14 protein-coding genes are annotated in these 18,445 nt (G+C 65.0%); 6 read left to right on the top strand and 8 right to left on the bottom strand.

The annotated features are described in order from the left end of the window. Positions 1-25: 25 nt before the first annotated feature. Positions 26-2,215: an anthranilate synthase gene (locus ACXAGF_RS13900; protein ID WP_475017939.1), complete on the bottom strand. Its 2,190-nt coding sequence runs from the start codon at positions 2,213-2,215 to the stop codon at positions 26-28. Positions 2,216-2,585: 370 nt separating this feature from the next. Between ACXAGF_RS13900 and ACXAGF_RS13905 the strand changes: the two genes are divergently transcribed. The 4 genes from ACXAGF_RS13905 (at position 2,586) to ACXAGF_RS13920 (ending at position 6,917) form a co-directional block, all read left to right on the top strand. Further along, on the top strand, positions 2,586-2,900 hold the full coding sequence (locus ACXAGF_RS13905; RefSeq protein ID WP_475017941.1) for a hypothetical protein: 315 nt from the start codon (positions 2,586-2,588) through the stop codon (positions 2,898-2,900). 265 nt (positions 2,901-3,165) lie between these two features. Continuing rightward, positions 3,166-3,774 (top strand): extensin-like domain-containing protein, encoded by a 609-nt coding sequence (locus ACXAGF_RS13910; RefSeq protein ID WP_475017943.1) that lies wholly within the window; start codon positions 3,166-3,168, stop codon positions 3,772-3,774. A 123-nt stretch (positions 3,775-3,897) separates the two neighbouring features. Then, entirely contained in the window at positions 3,898-4,407 is a 510-nt protein-coding gene (locus ACXAGF_RS13915) for a DUF1993 domain-containing protein (protein ID WP_475017945.1), read from the top strand. A gap of 233 nt (positions 4,408-4,640) precedes the next feature. After that, complete coding sequence (locus ACXAGF_RS13920) at positions 4,641-6,917, top strand: TonB-dependent hemoglobin/transferrin/lactoferrin family receptor (protein ID WP_475017947.1); 2,277 nt, start codon at positions 4,641-4,643, stop codon at positions 6,915-6,917. 96 nt (positions 6,918-7,013) lie between these two features. On the opposite strand, the gene ACXAGF_RS13925 is transcribed toward ACXAGF_RS13920, so the two are convergent. After that, positions 7,014-8,693: a formate--tetrahydrofolate ligase gene (locus tag ACXAGF_RS13925; RefSeq protein WP_475017949.1), complete on the bottom strand. Its 1,680-nt coding sequence runs from the start codon at positions 8,691-8,693 to the stop codon at positions 7,014-7,016. Between the two features lie 341 nt (positions 8,694-9,034). On the opposite strand from ACXAGF_RS13925, the gene ACXAGF_RS13930 reads away from it, so the two are divergent. After that, on the top strand, positions 9,035-9,496 hold the full coding sequence (locus tag ACXAGF_RS13930; RefSeq protein WP_475017951.1) for an Lrp/AsnC ligand binding domain-containing protein: 462 nt from the start codon (positions 9,035-9,037) through the stop codon (positions 9,494-9,496). Between the two features lie 78 nt (positions 9,497-9,574). Here ACXAGF_RS13930 and ACXAGF_RS13935 read toward each other — a convergent pair whose 3' ends face one another. From ACXAGF_RS13935 to ACXAGF_RS13960, 6 genes are all read right to left on the bottom strand, one after another. Then, a complete protein-coding gene (locus ACXAGF_RS13935; protein ID WP_475017953.1) occupies positions 9,575-10,702 on the bottom strand; it encodes a DUF2333 family protein in 1,128 nt (375 codons plus the stop codon). Then, positions 10,695-11,996, bottom strand: a complete 1,302-nt coding sequence (locus ACXAGF_RS13940) for a DUF6638 family protein (RefSeq protein WP_475017956.1) — start codon at positions 11,994-11,996, stop codon at positions 10,695-10,697. Before ACXAGF_RS13940 ends, ACXAGF_RS13935 begins: the two co-directional genes overlap by 8 nt. Next, positions 11,993-13,915, bottom strand: a complete 1,923-nt coding sequence (locus ACXAGF_RS13945) for an AAA family ATPase (protein ID WP_475017958.1) — start codon at positions 13,913-13,915, stop codon at positions 11,993-11,995. Before ACXAGF_RS13945 ends, ACXAGF_RS13940 begins: the two co-directional genes overlap by 4 nt. Before the next feature lie 4 nt (positions 13,916-13,919). After that, entirely contained in the window at positions 13,920-15,068 is a 1,149-nt protein-coding gene (locus ACXAGF_RS13950; protein ID WP_475017960.1) for a hypothetical protein, read from the bottom strand. A 145-nt stretch (positions 15,069-15,213) separates the two neighbouring features. Continuing rightward, complete coding sequence (locus ACXAGF_RS13955) at positions 15,214-16,302, bottom strand: hypothetical protein (protein WP_475017962.1); 1,089 nt, start codon at positions 16,300-16,302, stop codon at positions 15,214-15,216. A 242-nt stretch (positions 16,303-16,544) separates the two neighbouring features. Then, positions 16,545-17,159: a thymidine kinase gene (locus tag ACXAGF_RS13960; RefSeq protein WP_475017963.1), complete on the bottom strand. Its 615-nt coding sequence runs from the start codon at positions 17,157-17,159 to the stop codon at positions 16,545-16,547. 244 nt (positions 17,160-17,403) lie between these two features. Here ACXAGF_RS13960 and ACXAGF_RS13965 point away from each other — a divergent pair, with 244 nt between their 5' ends. After that, complete coding sequence (locus tag ACXAGF_RS13965; protein ID WP_475017965.1) at positions 17,404-18,348, top strand: choline ABC transporter substrate-binding protein; 945 nt, start codon at positions 17,404-17,406, stop codon at positions 18,346-18,348. The last annotated feature ends 97 nt before the right edge of the window (positions 18,349-18,445 follow it).

Raw genomic sequence — 18,445 nt, forward strand, 5'->3', positions numbered from 1 at the left:
GTTTGGCCGCGATGTCAAAGCGCCGTCAGGCGGCCTTGGTCTTGGCCTTGCGCACCAGATGCGCCACGACGTTCTCGATCATCCGCATCCCCGCGTCGCCGCCCAGCGTCATGATCGACTCGGGGTGGAACTGCACAGCGGCGACCGGCTCTCTGGCGTGCTCGATGCCCATGATGGTTCCGTCGTCGCTCTCCGCCGTGATGATGAAGTCAGGCGGTAATGTCGACGGATCGGCGAAGATCGAATGATAGCGCCCGACCGTCACCTCCTTGCCGAGGCCGGAGAAGACAATGCCGGGCTCCAGCACGCGGATGCGCGACGGCTTGCCGTGCATCGGGATTGCCAGCTGGCGCAGGTCGCCGCCATAGGCTTCGGCCAGCGCCTGCAGGCCGAGGCAGACGCCGAAGATTGGCAGGTCGCGGGCGCGTGCCTTCTTGATGGTGGCCTTGCAGTCGAAATCCTTCGGAGTGCCGGGGCCCGGCGACAGCACGACCAGGTCCGGCTTCAGCCGGTCGAACAGTTCCTCGGCCACCGGCGTCCGCACGGTCGTCACGTCAGCGCCCGTCTGTCGGAAGTAGTTCGCCAGCGTATGAACGAAGCTGTCCTCGTGATCGACGAGGAGAATCTTCACGCCGGCGCCGACGGAAGCGACGTCGCGCTGGGACTTGGCCGCGTTGCCGGCCTTGGCGTCACGGATGGCTGCGATCATGGCGGATGCCTTCAATTCGGTCTCGGCTTCTTCTTCCTGCGGGTTGGAATCGTTCAGCAAGGTGGCCCCTGCCCGCACCTCGGCGATCCCGTCCTTGATGCGGATGGTGCGCAGCGTCAGCCCGGTGTTCATGTCACCGTTGAAGCCGACCATGCCGATCGCCCCGCCGTACCAGGCCCGCGGGCTCTTCTCGTGCGCCTCGATGAAACGCATCGCCCACAGCTTCGGCGCGCCGGTCACCGTCACCGCCCAGGCGTGGCTGAGGAAGCCGTCGAACGCGTCCATGTCGTCGCGCAGGCGGCCCTCGATGTGGTCGACCGTGTGGATCAGGCGGGAATACATCTCGATCTGGCGGCGGCCGATGACCTTGACAGAGCCCGGCTCGCAGACCCGTGACTTGTCGTTCCGGTCGACGTCCGAGCACATCGTCAGTTCCGACTCGTCCTTCTTCGAGTTCAGCAGCTTCAGGATCTGCTCGCTGTCGGCGATCGGGTCGTCGCCGCGCTTGATCGTGCCAGAGATCGGGCAAGTCTCGATGCGGCGGCCGGAAACGCGCACGAACATCTCGGGCGAGGCGCCGACCAGATATTCCTGGTTGCCGAGATTGATGAAGAAGGAATAGGGCGAGGGATTGATGGCCTTCAGCCGCCGGGAGATCTGTGACGGCTTGCTCTCGCAGCGCTCGTAGAACTTCTGCCCCGGCACCACCTCGAACAGGTCGCCGCGCCGGAAACTCTCCTTCGCCTTGACCACCAGCTCGGCATATTCGCCGGGGCGGTGGTCGCCGTGAGCCGGAACCAGATCGCTGGTGCGGAACGGCTCCGCTGCGATCGCCTCGTCCCGGCCCTCCGTCGAGACCCCGTCCATGGCAAAGTCATAGCGGTCGATCCAGGCCTTGGCGGCATAGTGGTCGACGACGAGGATCTCGTCCGGCAGAAAGAGCACCATGTCACGCTGGTCGTCCGGCCGCTCAAGCTTGAGGTCGATCGCGTCGAACTGGAAGGCAAGATCGTAGCCGAACGCGCCGTAGAAGCCGAGGTTGGCGTCCTCCGGCGAGTGGAACAGATCCGTCACCGCGCGCAGCACGGTAAAGACGGTCGGGGCCTTGGAGCGCTCCTCCTCGGTGAAGATGCGGTCCGGCTGATTGACCCTGAGGTCGAGCCGGCGCGGGGAGGAGGCGCCGAACGTCAGTTCCGGCACGGTCGCGAGCCGCGGTGCGATCATGGCCAGCAGCGCCTCGCCACGGCCGTTATGGGCCTCGATCCAGACATCGCGCCCGAACGAGGTGATGGCGAGCGGCGGATCGACGATCGCCGTATCCCACCGGGTATAGCGGCCGGGATATTCGTAGTTCGAGGAGAACACCGCGCCGCGACGTTCGTCGAGCTTGTCGACATAGGCCGAAATGGCGCTGGCATAATCGGCGGGCCGCCGTCGCCGCGTCACGACGATGCCGCCGCGCGTCTCGTAGCTTTCGGCACCATCGTCCAGAAGCTTGGTTACCATTCACTGCTCTCCTGTTCGGCCCGATCCGCAGGCGGCACGAAATGAAAAAGCCGCCTCGAGAATTTCGGGCGGCTTGTCCTGTCAATCGCGCATGACTGGTCGAGGCCGCTTCAGCGGGCCCACCACCAGATCGCGATGTTGCGTGCGTTTTTCATCGGCGGAATTGTTAGCGCGAAGCGAATGCGAACGCAACTGCGATTTCCCCGGATCGCCGCCATGGCGGGCGACCGGGCGAGGCAAGCGCAAGCGGTCGGATACGAGACGGCTCCGGCCGCATGAAAGCTGGGGATAGCCGCGGCTTTGGCGCCGCGGCCGCGCCCTGCAGCGGGGCCCGCCACAGTTTGTCCTCGGATCTCGGCAACAGAGGGACATGATCACGCGTACCCTGACTCAGTTCCGCCAGATGCAGGATTGGCTGCTGGAGCACATCGAAGACTGCGAGACGCCGGAGTTTCTGGCGCTCGACGGCAAGGCCGCCGTCGCGTTCGAGGCGATCCTTCGGACCTCGCCGACGGACGCCGGCGAGACGCGCGCGCTGATTTTTTTCCTTCTCGACATGATCGCCGCCAACGGCGACCACGACAACCACCGCCTGATCGAACGCGTGCGCGAGCTGACCGGATTGCTAGACACCGGCGCGACCGCCCCGCCCGGGCTCGAGTGTCTCCAAGGCGGCGGCATCTGAGCGCGGGTCGGACGGTCCTGTTCGCTCGCAAGCGAAACCGTTGCGCGCCTTGCGCGTTTCCTCCTGAAAGCCCATGTGGAAAGCGGAGGGTTACCCCATCAGGCCGCGTTTGACCGCCCTACTTGCCGGCTGCCTCATCCTGGCAGGGACCTCGCTTCCCGAACGCGGGCCGTTGCCGGGTGCGCGCCCGCCGTCGGATGATGCGGCCACGCCCCGCTCGAAGGCGGAGGACGCACGGCGTCCGTCGCAGGGCAGGAAAGAGGATATGCCGAGCGCGCCCAGCCTTCCCGCCCCGCCCGCGCCGTTGGCCGAGGAGGACGGGGCTGCGTTCGCATCCTGTATCGCCGCGCTGAAATCAGCCGGCGCCGTCTTCAACGAGCCGCCGCGGATCGACCCGAAGAGCGGCTGCGGCATCGCCCGCCCGGTCACCGTCTCTTACCTTACCGCCGCCGTCGCATTGATGCCAGCGGCGACCTTGCGCTGCGAAACCGCGCTCCAGCTGCAACGCTGGACCCGCGAGGCCCTCGTCCCGGCGCTCAAGGCGGTGATGCCGGAACGGCGGCTCGTCGGCCTGAGGCAGGCTTCGGCCTATGTCTGCCGCAACCGCAACGGCGCTCCCGGCGGGAAGATCTCGGAGCACGCCTTCGGCAACGCGATCGACATCGCCGGCCTTGACTTCGCCGGCGGCGGCGGCCTGGAGATCGCCCCGCGCGAGAAGGACGCGACCGCCGAAGGAGCGTTGCAACGGGCGGCGGTGGCATCCGCCTGCCTGTATTTCACCACCGTCCTCGATCCCGGCAGCGACGCCGCGCACGAGACCCATCTTCATCTCGACGTCAGGAAGCGCGGGAATGGCTACCGCTATTGCTGGTGACCCGCTACTTTCCGTGGCTGCGACGCGGCAACGGCACTCAAAACCGCGGACAACACGACCTATCTTGAATCAGATTATGAAGAACCGGCTTTCGGCTCATTCTGATTGGTAAGGAACCCCTCCATGTCTCTCTCCATGCACCGCCTTTCCGTTCCGGTTTTCGTCCGCGGCCTGAAAGTCCTGTCGACGCTGGTCGACAAGGCGGAGGCGCACGCCGAGACGAAGCGGATCCAGCCCGAGGTCCTGGTCAACGCGCGGCTGTTCCCGGACATGCTGCCGTTTTCTGGCCAGATCCAGCGCGCCAGCGACACCTCGAAGAACGCGCTCGGCCGCCTCGCCGGCACGGGCGCGCCGAGCTTTGCCGACACGGAGGGCACGTTTGCCGAGCTCAGGGCTCGCATCGACAAGACCATCGCCTATCTCGACTCGGTCGACGCTGCGGCGCTGAAGGGCAGCGACACCCGTCAAGTGACCCTCAACGCCGGCAAGCTCACCCTGACCTTTGCCGGCACCGACTACCTGCTGGAGTTCGCGCTGCCGAACTTCTACTTTCACGTCACGACCGCCTACGACATCCTGCGCCACAACGGCGTCGAAGTCGGCAAGACCGACTATCTCGGCCCCTACGGCTGATCGTCACCGCCGCCGCCTGCCCCCTCGCCTTCATGCCATCAGCGCAGGCGCAGCGGCCCGACAAATAACTTGACTAAAAAACTCATTTTCAAACTTGACTATTTTACTCCGCATTTATAACACAATTCGCGGGGCTTCCATCGGGACGCAATCCGAAAATTCCGGAACAGGCGCGCGCACGCAGCAGCGGCGCGCGGCGGCTTCGCACGCATATCTTTCAGAGGGTTACTTCCATGACTTCGAACTCGCCGCTAACCAGGACACTGCTGGCCGGTACCGCGATCGCGCTTGCATTGGGCGCGGCAATTCCCGCCCTCGCGCAGGAGGCGACAAGCCCCACCACAGAGCAGCCGACCACGTTGAGGACGGTCACCGTCGAGGGCGAGCCCGAACTGCTGGCGGCGTCCCCCCTGACCCAGACGACGACGCGGGCGGAGCTCGAGGAGCGCATGGTCACGGACTTCCAGGACTTTTCGCGACGGATCGACGCCGGCGTCAACTTCGACAGCCAGAACAACAGCATCAACATCCGCGGCCTTGAGGGCAATCGCGTGCTCACCACGCTCGACGGCATCCGCGTGCCCTGGCTGACCGACCCGCGCGACTCCGCGCGCGGCGGCCTTAATGCCTTCGATTTCGACAGCCTCTCGGCGATCGACATCACCAAGGGCACCGATTCCAGCCGCTACGGTTCCGGCGCCTTGGGCGGGGTGGTTCAGCTCAGGACGCTTGACCCCGAGGACCTGATCGAGGGCGACAAGAACTATGGTGCCCTCACCAAGGCCACCTATGACAGCGCCAACGAGAGCATCCTCGGCAACGCTGCCCTCGCCACCCGCTTCAACGACACCTTCCTTCTGCTCCAGGGCGGTTACAAGCACGGCAATGAGACCGAGAACCAGGGCGACGTCGGCGGCTACGGTCCGGACAGGACCGAGCCCAACCCCATGGACTTCAACCAGGGCAACGTGCTTGCCAAGATCCATCAGTACATCGACGGCGGCCACCGCCTCGGCCTGACCGGAGAATTCTTCAATCTCGACGAGAACACCGATAACATGCGCGCGGTCTTCGGCACGACCGGAACCCAACTCTACGTGCCCGGCCTGCAGACCGGCGAAGAGACCAACCGCAAGCGCATCTCGGCCTCCTACGACTTCATCTCCCCCGACGGCACCGACTGGGTCGACCAGGCGAGCATCGTCACCTACTGGCAGAAGCAGAAGCTGAACGCGACGACGGACGGGATCCGCCTGACCGATCCGCGCGCCTTCATCATCCCGGGCGATCCCTTCTTCTACGGCTATCCTGCGGGAGAATACCGGCGCGACAATCTTCTGGAGCAGTCGACCTACGGCATCAACGGCGATGCCTCGAAAGCCGTGCAACTCGGCGGCATCGAGCATGACTTCCGCTTCGGCGCGGAACTGTACGGCCAGAAGACGCATCAGTATTCCTGGGGCGTGGACAATTGCCCGGACGTCGATTGGACGACGATCCCGCAGTTCTTCGGTCCGCAGGCCTGCCGCTTCCTGCACTCCAATGCCTCCGACATGCCGGATGTCGACAGCACCTTCTTCGGCGCCTATGTCGAGGACGACATCGCGCTGCTGGACAATGTGACGCTGACGCCCGGCCTCCGGTTCGACTGGTTCCGTCATTCGCCGAAATCGACGGCAGCCTACGAGGACAGCCCGAACTTCGACGACGCCTTCCTCAATTCGAGCAGCGGTTCCCGTTTCTCGCCGAAACTGCGCGCCGCCTGGCAGGCGAGCGCAGAACTGGAGCTGTTCGCCCAGTGGGCGCAGGGCTTCCGTGCGCCCAGCGCCACCGAACTCTACCAGAACTACGGTCAGCCCGGCTCCTATGCCCGCATCGGCAATCCGGATCTGAAGCCGGAGACGAGCAACGGTTTCGAGGTCGGCGCCAACTACGATTCCGACGCCTACACGGTCTCGACGACCCTGTTCAACAACTACTACCGTAACTTCATCGACATGGTGCAGATCGCCCCGCCCGGCGGCGAGTTTCCGGTCGGCGGCATCACCGGCTATGAGAACCGTGCGCATGTGCAGATCTACGGGGTCGAGTTCGCGGGCGAATGGCGCTTCACCGACGAATGGCGGACCTGGGGCTCGCTTGCCTGGACCTACGGCAAGGATACCGACAATGACGAGTACCTGAACTCGGTTGCCCCGCTGCGAGCCATCGTCGGCCTCGGCTACGCGGTCGAGACCTGGGGCTCCGACATCTCGCTGACGACGGCGGCCGCCCGCAACAAGGTCAACGGCTCCGGCTTCAAGGCGCCAGGCTACGGCATCGTCGACGCCACGGCCTGGTGGGAGCCGCAGCAGGTCGCCGGACTGCGGGTCCAGGCCGGTGTCTTCAACATCTTCGACAAGAAGTACTGGGACGCGATCAGCGTGCCGGACGGCGTCGCCCCGACCACCGAGGACTTCTACACCGAGCCGGGCCGCAGCTTCCGCGTCTCGCTGACGAAGAAGTTCTAGGAGCCCTCACGATCGACCAAGCAACGGGTGCCCCCTATAGGGGGCGCCCGTTTCCGGGCGGCAGGGCCGACGGCAAGGAACTCCGCCCGCCGGCGGTCAGAACAGTCCTTCGATCTGCCCCAGCTCGTTGAGGAAGATCTTCTCGGACGAGGGCGCCTTTGGCAGGCCCGGCATGGTCATGATCTCGCCGGTGATGACGACGATGAAGCCGGCCCCGGCCGCCAGCCGAACCTCGCGGATCGGCACGGTATGTCCCTCCGGCGCACCCCGCAGGTTCGGATCGGTGGAGAAGGAGTACTGCGTCTTCGCCATGCAGATCGGCAGGTTGCGATAGCCCTGGGCCTCCCATTGATGCAACTGGTCGCGCACCGACTTGTCGGCGATCACCTCGCCGGCATGGTAGATGCTCCTGGCGATAGTCTCGATCTTTTGGAACAGCGGCATGTCATCGGGGTAGAGCGGCGCGAACTGCGACCGGCCCGATTCCGCCAGCTCGACCACCTTGCGCGCCAGCGCCTCGATGCCCGCCGACCCCTGCGCCCAGTGCTGGCACAGGATCGCCTCGGCGCCGAGCGTGGCGACATAGTCCTTGATCGCCTGGATCTCCGCTTCGGTGTCGGAGGTGAAGTGGTTGATCGCCACGACGACGGGCACGCCGAACTTCTTGACGTTCTGGACGTGGCGGCCGAGATTGGCGCAGCCCTTGCGGACGGCCTCGACGTTCTCGCGGCCGAGTTCGTCCTTCTTCACCCCGCCGTTCATCTTCATCGCCCGCGCCGTCGCCACGATCACGGCCGCGGCCGGCTTCAGCCCGGCCTTGCGGCACTTGATGTCGAAGAACTTCTCCGCACCGAGATCGGCGCCGAAGCCGGCCTCCGTCACCACGTAGTCGGCGAGCTTGAGCGCCGTCTTCGTCGCCACGACCGAGTTGCAGCCATGGGCGATGTTGGCGAAGGGGCCGCCATGGACGAAGGCCGGATTGTTCTCCAGCGTCTGCACGAGGTTCGGCTGGATCGCGTCCTTCAGAAGCACCGCCATCGCGCCGTCGGCCTTGATGTCGCGGGCAAAGACCGGGCTCTTGTCGCGGCGATAGCCGACGATGATGTTGCCGAGCCGCCGCTCGAGGTCCTTCAGGTCGTTGGCGAGGCAGAGGATCGCCATGACCTCGGAGGCCACCGTGATGTCGAACCCGGCCTCGCGCGGATAGCCGTTGGCAACGCCGCCGAGCGAGCAGACGATCGCGCGCAGGGCGCGGTCATTCATGTCCATCACCCGGCGCCAGGCGATGCGGCGAACGTCGATGTTCTGCTCGTTGCCCCAGTAGATGTGGTTGTCGATCAGCGCGGCCAGAAGGTTGTGCGCGGCCGTGATCGCGTGAAAGTCGCCGGTGAAGTGGAGATTGATGTCCTCCATCGGCACGACCTGGGCATAGCCGCCGCCGGCAGCGCCGCCCTTGACCCCGAAGCAGGGACCGAGCGAGGCCTCGCGGATGCAGACGATCGCCCTCTTGCCGATGCGGTTGAGTCCGTCACCGAGGCCGACCGTCGTCGTCGTCTTGCCCTCCCCCGCCGGCGTGGGATTGATCGCAGTGACCAGGATCAGCCGCCCGTCAGGCTTTTCCTGCTGCGCGGCGATGAAGGAAGCGCTGATCTTCGCCTTGTCGTGACCAAAGGGAAGCAGTTCCTCGGGCGGAATGCCGAGCTTCGCCCCGACCTCCACGATCGGCCGCTTGTTGGCCGCCCGCGCGATCTCGATGTCGGATTTCACCTCGCTCATGAATGCTGCTCCCCTCTCCCGCGGGTCGCCCGGCCGCTCCTCCGCGGTCGCCGCCCGGATGTTCGTTTTCCGTGTGGCCGTCGGCCACGCCAACGGCAACAGCCCAGAAGGCCGGACAAGGCCGCACCCGCCGAGCGTCGCCAGCATTAAGAGCGTGAACGGCGGCGAAAGGCTACACCCGAATTCGCCACCCGATGGGCGAAATGCGACAAAATGGCGCACCGAGCCTGCTCAACATCCAAGAGCGGCGGCGAACCGCGAAATTTGTGAAGTGACTTTCACCGGATTTCGTGGCAACAGCCGCCCGATCAGTTGCCAGACAGCGAATACGATAGGGAATCATGAAGGAACTTGATCGGCTCGACCGGAAAATCCTCCGCGCGCTGCAGCAGGAAGGCCGCCTGACGAACATTGAGCTGGCGGAGAAGGTGAACCTCTCGCCCACCGCGACGGCCGAGCGCGTCAAGCGCCTCACCCGCGACGGCTACATCACCGGCTACATGGCCGTGCTCTCGCCCGAGCGCCTCGGCCGCAACCTGCTCGTCTTCGTACAGGTGAAGCTCGACCGGACCACGCCGGACGTGTTCGACACCTTCGCCGAGGCCGTCCGCCAGAGCGACAACGTGATGGAATGCCATATGGTCGCCGGGGGCTTCGACTATCTCGTCAAGGCCCGCGTCGCCGGGATGGAAGCCTACCGTGCCTTCCTTTCCGACGTCTTCCTGTCGCTGCCGGGGGTGCGCGAGACGCACACCTATGCCGTGATGGAGGAGGTCAAGAGCACCGGATGGCTGCCGGTATGACCGGCCGCTGATGCCGCGCCGCCCGGCAGCGCCGGGGCGGTGCCGCTTTCCCTTTTCGGCCCTGCCCGTTCGCCCGCCTCATCGCGTCAGGATGTCCCGCATCTCGACCAGGTTGGAGCGGACGCGCAGGATATAGAAGCCCATCGTCGCCAGATGCGTCGGCATGATCCAGCCGTCTTCACGCCCGTTCGAAATGATCAGCGGCTGGATGTTCAGCGCGGCGCGGAGCTGCCGCTCCGACTCCGCCCAGATCTGCGTCAGCCCGCGTTGGCCGATGACCGCGTCGAAGTCGGCGCGGGTGGCCGTCAGGATGCCATAGTAGCCGTAGAGCTGGCCGAAGGCGAACCAGAAGCGGTCGTCGGCCCTGACGTCGAACCAGCCGGAATCGTAGAACTCCGACCGTTCCCGCAGGATTGCCGAGGTGTTGCCGAGGTCGTTGGCGATGCGGTCGAGGAACTGGACGAGGTTGTCGGAGCGGGCGTCGAACGTGGCGGCGCACTGCGACAGCGAGTCGTTGAACTTGCGAAGGTCCCGCATCGCCGCACGGTAGAAGCTCGGCGTCGGCGTCTTCGGGCCGAACGGGCTGATGCCGAAATACCAAGTCTCCTCGTCGAACTGGATGTTGCCGCGCGCGGCCTGCAGGTCGGCGTTCACCCCGGAGGTGCCGCGCACGCGCCCGAGCGAATCCACCAGTTCCACCGAGGTACGCCGGATCGCCTGGTTGATGCCGCGCTGGAACGAGGCCTTGTTGTCGAGCCACGGCGTGTCGTCCCAGTCGAGGCCGAACAGGCCGAGCTTGTAGAGCAGCATCGACGAAATCCAGGCGTTCTGGTTCACGTTGAAGTCGATCAGGTCCGCCGACACCTCGACGATTGCCGAGCGCTCGCAGCTGCTTTCCGGCGCCGTCTCGCCGGCAGCCGCCTTCACCGGCAGCCCGGCATCGTTCCGGCGCGCCGACAGGTTGTAGGCATCCGGATAGTCGATGTTGAAGTTGGCCCACACCTGGGTCTGCCAGATGAAGTAGCCGTAGAGCGCGACCAGGCCGAGCAAGACCACCGCAATCGGCCCCTTGATGATCCAGGCGCGATGCCGGTACCAGCGGGCCGCCGCCGCGAACGGCCAGACCAGCCAGGATATGACGAGGCCGATCCCACGACCGATGGCGGCGAAGACCCGCTGGAAAAACGTGACGATCGGATCAAGCATGGCCTCTGTCCTCCCCAATTCCGTACAGCCGCTGCCGGAAGGCGGGCTTGTCCTTCAGATAGGTTCGCGTCAACGTTTCAACCACGAATTCTCTAAACTTTTCGCTGAACGAGCCATAGGAATCGTAGAAGCCCTGCTTGTCGAAAACGAAGCAGGAAACGAAGTCGAACGGCACCAGCTGCGATATCAGCTGGTTGACGAGCCATTGGTCCGGATGGGCCGGTGCGGCCCGCACGAGCAGGAACCGCCCCCACGGATCGACGTCCTTCATCCGGATCTCGCCCGTTGTCGCGATCGTCCGCAGCGCCTCCTGCAGGAACGGATAGACACCGTCCTCCGCGATCAATGTCGCGTTTCGATGCATCCAGGTCTGGATCCAGATCCGGTCCGCCTCGGCGATGTCGACGCGGGGATCCGTCCGGTTGATCAGCCTGCAGATTGCCATCTCGGCGCGATGCTGGAGCAGGCCCGATGCCTCCACCCAGGAGGCGCGCGGCAGTTCCAGTCGCCGGGTCGAGGCCAGGAATTCGAAGATGCGCGGGTAGTCGTTGAGCGCGATGTAGCTGACCTGCCAAGGGCGCGAGCGCCGGAAACCGGGTACCGACGGGTCACAGATCACCGTCGTCTGCCGCCCGTCGAGGAAGACATAGACCCCGCCGAAATGGTTGGCCCAGAACGCCTCGTGGCGAAAGACGAGCTGGTCCGGCACCAGCGCGTTCTGGCGGATGTCGCCCGTCTGCCGGGCAAGTTCCACCATGCGTTCGAGCATGGCATCGTCGGCCCAGGCATCGGGGACGGTCTTCAGCCGGTCGACCAGCGCGCGCAACTCGGCGGCCTTGCCGAGCACGTCCTCCGCCGACAGCACGCGGAAACGCACCTCGTTGATGGACAACAGGTCGTCGATGTCATTGACGACCGAGACACTGTCCTCGATCTCGCCATAGAGGGCGTCACGGATGGTGACCGCATTGATCGCCCGCGCATTGGCGTCGAAGAACTCATGCATCAGCGCGGCGGTGTTGGAAAAGCTGGTGTGCACGACCGGCAGGCTCGCCTGGTCGGGCGTGAGGATGATGAACCGCCGGTTCACCCGGTTCGGGTCGAGGTAGTCGCGATCACCGAGTTCGTCGGCGACCTCCGGCGCAAAGCCGGTCATGTCGATCCGGAACCGCGCCAGTTTCGTCGGCGGCAGCCCGAAGGCTTCCAGCGCCCGATTGTAGCGCTCGACCAGGTGCGGGTCGGCCACCTCCAGCAGCCGCCCGTAGATCAGTTCGGCCTCGAGTAGTCGGTTCATCGCGGCACGTCCCACCGCCCCTCGGCCTTCATCGCCTCGATTTCGCGCACGGCCCGCTCGCGCTGGCGCTCGCGGCGGATGATCTCGGTGACGGCGGCCTCGTCGGACTTGTCGGCGTAGCGGAACTCGCTGTCGGCATAGCGGTTGATTTCCTGCAGCACCATCTCCATCGTGATCGGGCCACGCAGGTCCTCGATCATCCTTTTCTTCTCGTCATAGGACCTGTGCATGAACGCCTCCGGGGTGGCGAACCAGTCGTCCGGCAGGTCCACGTCCATCGCCCGCATCTTGATCGCGTCGGTGACGTTCTTGATCGCCCGGCCGGTAAAGCGCGGCTCGGCCTCCTTGATCATGTGCAGGTAGGTGCCGACATCGGCGAGCGTGGCGAGCTTGCCGTGCGTCTTTTCGTAGCGCTCCCAGACGGCCAGCAGTCCGTCTTCCTGCGGCAGCGCGTGCTGGCCGTAGGAGGTGGTCACCGCGCGCTTGATCTCCTGGCCGGCGAGCAGCGCATGTTCGCCCAGCGGGATCTCGTGGTTCTTGCCGACGAGGATCGCGAAGATGTCGATGTAGTCGTCCCGCGTCAGCGGCCCGTCGACCAGCCAGCGCGCACCGGCGCGCTGGCGCAGCGCGTCGTCGACATTTTCCGGATAGTTGGAGAACATGCCGAAGGTGCAGTTGCCGCGCACCACCGTCGAGGCGCCGGCAAAGCTCTCCATCAGCACCGCCGTCACCTCGTGCTGCCCGGCCGAGGCGCGGTCGTCCGAGCGCCTCGCGGCGACCTGGTCGACGTCGTCGATCGTGCCGAAGCCGATCGCCTTCGGATTGACGATATTGCCGACGAACTCCTTGCAGTTCTGCCCCGACTTGCCCTGGTAGGATGAGATCTGGTCGACGCCGAAGTTCTCGTAGTGGAACGGGTAGCCGGCGACGCGGCAGTAGTCGTCGAGCAGGCCGGCCAGCATCTGGATCAGCATGGTCTTGCCGGTGCCCGGCATGCCGTCGCCGATGAAGGTGAAGAGGAAGCCGCCGAGCTCGACGAACGGGTTCATCTGCCGCTCGAAATCATAGGCCATCAGCATCCTGGCGAGCCGCATTGCCTGGTACTTGGCGATGTGGTTGCCGACGATCTCGTTCGGCTTCTTGAAGCTCATCGACAAGGGCTTGCGCTTCTGTCCTGGGGCAACGTCGAAACCGTTGATGGTAAAGTCGTCCGCCTCGATACGGATATGCGCGCTCTCGAAGCTGGACAGACCGCTGAAGCGCGACTTGCGCCCGATCAGCCCCTCCAGAGCGACCCGCGAGAAAGACCGCGCCCGTCCGATCAGGGCCGTGTCGTCCGCCAAGCCGGCGATGCTTCGGTCGAGTCCGGCGATCAGGCTCTTCAGTGCGTCCTGCGCGGTCTCGAACAGGTAGTCGGGCTCCTCGGTATCCTCCGCCGGCTCTCCCTCGGCCGGCAAGGTCGCGCCGAGATAGGCGGCAAAGGTGAAGGCCGCGACATAGGCGGCAGCCGAAAGCAGCGCCTTGAACCGGGTCGCCTCCTCGCCGGCGAGCGGCGCGGTCGCATTGCGTGACTGCAACTGTTCCAGCTCGGTTTGGCTGGCGAAGGCGTCGGCGACGGCAAGCGCGACCTGGACGCCGCGTCGGGCCCGATAGAGCAACTGGTGCTGCGCCGGCGACAGCATCGGATCGGCCGGCCGGATCGCCGCGATCGTCTTCGCCAGTTCGACGTCGCGCGTGCGACGCACGCCGCCGGTCGAGACCGTCGAGACGAAGCGCCGGCCGGTGCCTGCCAGTTGCGCCGTTCCCGGCCCGCCATCGGCCTCGAGAAGCACCAGTCGCGTCACCATGCCCTGCGCCACCGCCTGATGCTTGGCAACGTCGCTTTCGGGGATCATCGTCAGGCCGGCATTCAGGCTCATGGCATCAGACCTCGCTGATCACGTTGTTGGCGGAGATGACATGCACCTTGTAGTCGCCAAAGACCTTGCCGGCCTCGCCGGCGGCGTAGAGCGCCTGATAGGCGTCGTGCGGCACCAGCGCGTGCTTCTCGTAGCCGCTGACTCCCATGCGCGAGGCCTCGAGGTCGTCGGTGTCGATATGGAATTCCTCCTGCGCCGGCGTCGAGTTCCAGAAGCCGCGCTTGGCCGGCCGCTCGGCCTTCGAGAAGACCTCCTGGATCGTCCAGGTCAGGAGCCAGGCGTTCTCGGCCTTGCGCACCCTGGAGAGGATGTCGCCGACCTTCTCGTTGTGGTCGGTGATGTCGGCCGAATAGAAGGGGCCGAGCACGATACGGCGGAGCTGCTTGGGGTGCAGCATCTCGAAGTCCCTGTCGAGGTTTGTCGCGATCGTCGCCGGCGAGAGCGAGTAGGCGCTGTTCTTCAGTGCGAAATCGTCGAACCGGCTGGCAAGCTCCGGGTTGAGCAGGCCGCCGACCGGCAGGTCGATCGCCACGTCCGGGTTGAGCTTGCCGTCGGCCGTGACCAGCAGCTCGACGATCTTCTCCGTCGAGTCCTCCACCGTGGCCATGTAGACCATCGGCAACGTACTGGTGCCGTCGAACGCGCCCCAGCTGACGACGTAGTAGGGGCGCATCGTCTTGGGGTTCACCGCGACGCGGATCGTGTCCGGCAGAATGAACGGAGAGAAGATCTCGCCCTTGCCGATCTGTTGCAGATACATGCGCTCGGCCATGCTCGTCTGCAATGCGGTCGGAAACTCCTTGTTGCGCAGGATGAAGTCCGCCATCTCGCCGCGCAGCGCGTCCGCCGATGGAATTTCCGCCAGCCGCCTGTCCGCGCTCTTGCGGTCGTTCTCCAGTTCGAGAACGTTCTGGTAGACGGGAAAGCCGCTCTCGGCACGCGAGATGCGGAATTCGTCGACGAATCCGATCCGGTTTTCCCAGCAGGCAAAGGAAGCCTTGAGCCGCTCGAGATAGGGAACGACCGCCGCGCCGATCACGCCGTGCTGGTAGAGCGGCGAGTTGCGGTCGCCGAGATAGGTCTCCAGCCCCCCGAGGGCGGCACGGATCGAGGTGAAATATTGCGCGACGGCGCTTTCGGCGGCGGCTTTCATCTGTGCCCCTTATCGGCCGGCCGGTCCCGGGTCCCCGCCGGCGCACCGGAGGGAATGGCCGCACCGGCTCTCGCCCCGCGCCCCGTCAGCGATGCGAGCGCCGCAGCCAAGGTGTTTCCGCGCAAGCCAGTCTCGGCCAACGGCTTCACGTCCGAACGTAGTTCGACGCGTCGTGCTTGGCCATCACCTCCTGGAAGCGGCGGGCGAACGCGTCGTCCGCCAGCTTCTTGCGGCGCTGGATGTCCTGGGTGGCGAGCATGTTCTTCTCGTGCATCTCGAGCAGGTCGCCGATGTGCTTTTGCGCGGCCGAGCCGATGCCGGCCATCGTCTCCTCCGCTGCGGTGTCGACCTGGCTGCCGAGCGTGTTGATGCGGTGCGCGACGTCCTGCTGGGCCGCCGTCTTCAGCGAATCTTCCAGCGCCTTGTAGAGCACGATGCGCTGTTCGGTATCGATCGTCAGCTTATTGATCAGGGTGTTCTGCGCGGCGATCTGATTGTTGAGCGAATCGACGAAGGTCTGGAACATCGAGGTGTAGCGCTCGAGTGTCTGGCTCTCGGCCAGAAGCTCCTGCTCCTTGGCCTGCTTCTCGTTGTACTCGGTCGCCAGTTGCGACCGTTCGCCTTCGAGCTGCGTGCGCGTCTTCTGGTCGGTCGAGGCGGCGATGCGGTTTTCGATGTCCAGCAGTTGCGGGTTCAGTTCGTCGATGCGCTTCTGCGTCATCTCGAGGTTCGCCATCGTCTGCTTGCGCCGCTCGATCACCTGGATCAGGCTCGCCTCGGAGGTCTTGTAGCGGCCGTCGAGAATGGCCTTCTGATCCTTCAGGATGCCGACGATCGTGTCGGACTTGGACAGCAGTTCCTGCAGGTTGCCGGCAAGCGACATGTTGCGCACCCGGTCGGTGCGCATGCGCTGCATCTTCTGCTTGGAGAACAGGCCGATGAATTTCTCGTATCCGGTATAGCTCTTCATGCTCTCGAACTCGGTACCGAAGACATTGGTCGCGTCCTCGAGGCCGATGATCAGGTCGGCGATGTTGGCCTCCATCACCTTCTGCTGGGCCAGCACGTCCTGGATGCGGGCGTTCTCGATGTCAAAATTGACGTCGCCGAGCTTGGTGTCGGCCTTTGCGAACTGGTCCAGCGCGACGCCGGTCTGTTCCATCTTGCCGCGAACCTGTTCCACGACCGCGCGCGTCTTCTCGATCTCCGCGTCGAAATTTTGAAGTGTGGCCATGCATGCTCCCCTCTACAGTTTCGGCAGACGCGCAGGTCGACCGGGGCATCCTCGCCTCCGGCCCGTGCGGCTACTCCGCCGGCCACCCTCTGCCTCGGTCCGGCATGACATGATGTGGGAATCCGAGCCGCGCCTGCAAGCCCCGTCGGGGAGGTATTTTTGCGCGCAACCTCCAGATGCCGGACGCCGGCTGACCGGGCTTCGCCGCGACAGAAAGGAAACTCTGTGCGGTCAACGACATCTCAGCTTGCGGGCGGACCGGCCTGCCCCTGGTCGGCGCGCATCGTGTCTTCCCAGTGGCGGCGGCAGTAGGGAACATATTTCTCGTTGCCGCCCACTTCGACCTGAGCGCCCTGCCGCACCACCTGGCCGGCCGCATCGAGCCGGACGACCATGGTCGCCTTGCGCCCGCAATGGCAGATGGTCCGTACCTCGCGCAGCTCGTCGGCGATCGCAAGCAGGGCATAGGAACCGGGAAAGAGCCGGCCCCGGAAATCGGTGCGCAGGCCGTAGGCCATGACCGGAATGCCGAGACGGTCAGCGATGCGGGCCAACTGCCAGACCTGCTCCTCAGTCAGGAACTGCGCCTCGTCGACGAAGACGCAGGCGATCGCGCCGGCGCCGTCGGTCGCCAGCGCCTCGACCCTGGCGAAGAGATCGTCGGTCGCGTCGAACGCGATTGCATCGGACTGCAAACCGATGCGCGAGGCGATGCGCCCCGTGCCGGCGCGGTCGTCGAGCGCGGCAATGAAGATCGCCGTGCGCATCCCGCGCTCCTGGTAGTTGTACGACGCCTGCAGCAGCATCGTCGACTTCCCGGCGTTCATCGTCGCGTAGTGGAAATAGAGTTTGGCCATATGTGTCTCCAGCCCCGTTACTGCCCCGCGCGGGCGGCGATTTCCAGTCGCGGCCGGGTGAAAATCACAGAAATCAACGCGCGTCTTCCACAACGACAAAATTGCGCCCGATTGCGAAGCGCCGTGAAATAAACTAGCCCCCGCCCCTCGGTTAGGGCATCGTAAAGTGCTTGAATAATGGTGCTTTTGGTGCTTGTTTTGCGCATCAAAAAAGCAAGGGGAGCAAAAAGATATGAAAGCAGGAATGATTTTCAGAGCTTCGGTTTTCGCCGCGGTATCGGCCATTGCCCTTAGCGCGTCCGGCGCCATGGCGGCGGAGGCGGAAAGCTGCGGCACCGTACGCTTCGCAGATGTCGGCTGGACGGACATCACCGCCACCACCGCGACCGCATCGGTGATCCTGGAGGGCCTCGGTTACGAGACCGAAACGACCGTGCTGTCGGTTCCGGTGACCTACACCTCGCTGAAGAACAAGGACATCGACGTGTTCCTCGGCAACTGGATGCCGACCATGGAAGCCGACATCAAGCCCTACCGCGAGGACGGGTCGGTCGAGACCGTGCGCGAGAACCTCGAAGGGGCGAAATACACGCTGGCGACGAACGCCAAGGGCGCCGAGCTCGGCATCGCCGACTTCAAGGACATCGCCGCCCACAAGGACGCCCTCGACGCCAAGATCTACGGCATCGAGCCCGGCAATGACGGCAACCGCCTGATCATCGACATGGTCGACAACGGCACCTTTGATCTCAAGGGCTTCGAGGTGGTCGAATCCTCCGAGCAGGGCATGCTCGCGGAAGTCGCGCGCGCCGAGCAGGATGGCAAGCCGATCGTGTTCCTCGGCTGGGAACCGCATCCGATGAACGCCAACTTCAAGCTGACCTATCTTGCCGGCGGCGATGACATCTTCGGCCCGGACTTCGGCGGCGCGACCGTCTACACCAACGTCCGCCAGGGCTATGTCGAGGAATGCCCGAACGTCGGCCAGCTGCTGAAGAACCTCAAGTTCACGCTGCCGATGGAAAACGAGATCATGGCCAAGATCCTCAACGACGGGCTGGCGCCCGATGCCGCTGCCGCCGACTGGCTGAAGGCCAATGCGTCGGCCGTCGAGCCGTGGCTGGCCGGCGTGACGACGAAGGACGGTGGCGACGGCCTTGCTGCCGTCAAGGCTTCGCTCGGCCTTTGAAGGTGGAGCGGGGCGGGAGCAAATCCCGCCCCGCCTGATCGCGACCAGGCGGCACGTCGTCCGGCAAGGGCCGCCGCTGCCTCGACAGACGATTGAT

The organism is Mycoplana sp. ABR4_002, assembly GCF_056159645.1.

Bases quoted from the DNA above. Each gene is read 5' to 3' on its own strand.
- ACXAGF_RS13900 (WP_475017939.1), bottom strand. From the start codon at position 2,215: ATGGTAACCAAGCTTCTGGACGATGGTGCCGAAAGCTACGAGACGCGC.
- ACXAGF_RS13905 (WP_475017941.1), top strand. From the start codon at position 2,586: ATGATCACGCGTACCCTGACTCAGTTCCGCCAGATGCAGGATTGGCTG.
- ACXAGF_RS13910 (WP_475017943.1), top strand. From the start codon at position 3,166: ATGCCGAGCGCGCCCAGCCTTCCCGCCCCGCCCGCGCCGTTGGCCGAG.
- ACXAGF_RS13915 (WP_475017945.1), top strand. From the start codon at position 3,898: ATGTCTCTCTCCATGCACCGCCTTTCCGTTCCGGTTTTCGTCCGCGGC.
- ACXAGF_RS13920 (WP_475017947.1), top strand. From the start codon at position 4,641: ATGACTTCGAACTCGCCGCTAACCAGGACACTGCTGGCCGGTACCGCG.
- ACXAGF_RS13925 (WP_475017949.1), bottom strand. From the start codon at position 8,693: ATGAGCGAGGTGAAATCCGACATCGAGATCGCGCGGGCGGCCAACAAG.
- ACXAGF_RS13930 (WP_475017951.1), top strand. From the start codon at position 9,035: ATGAAGGAACTTGATCGGCTCGACCGGAAAATCCTCCGCGCGCTGCAG.
- ACXAGF_RS13935 (WP_475017953.1), bottom strand. From the start codon at position 10,702: ATGCTTGATCCGATCGTCACGTTTTTCCAGCGGGTCTTCGCCGCCATC.
- ACXAGF_RS13940 (WP_475017956.1), bottom strand. From the start codon at position 11,996: ATGAACCGACTACTCGAGGCCGAACTGATCTACGGGCGGCTGCTGGAG.
- ACXAGF_RS13945 (WP_475017958.1), bottom strand. From the start codon at position 13,915: ATGAGCCTGAATGCCGGCCTGACGATGATCCCCGAAAGCGACGTTGCC.
- ACXAGF_RS13950 (WP_475017960.1), bottom strand. From the start codon at position 15,068: ATGAAAGCCGCCGCCGAAAGCGCCGTCGCGCAATATTTCACCTCGATC.
- ACXAGF_RS13955 (WP_475017962.1), bottom strand. From the start codon at position 16,302: ATGGCCACACTTCAAAATTTCGACGCGGAGATCGAGAAGACGCGCGCG.
- ACXAGF_RS13960 (WP_475017963.1), bottom strand. From the start codon at position 17,159: ATGGCCAAACTCTATTTCCACTACGCGACGATGAACGCCGGGAAGTCG.
- ACXAGF_RS13965 (WP_475017965.1), top strand. From the start codon at position 17,404: ATGATTTTCAGAGCTTCGGTTTTCGCCGCGGTATCGGCCATTGCCCTT.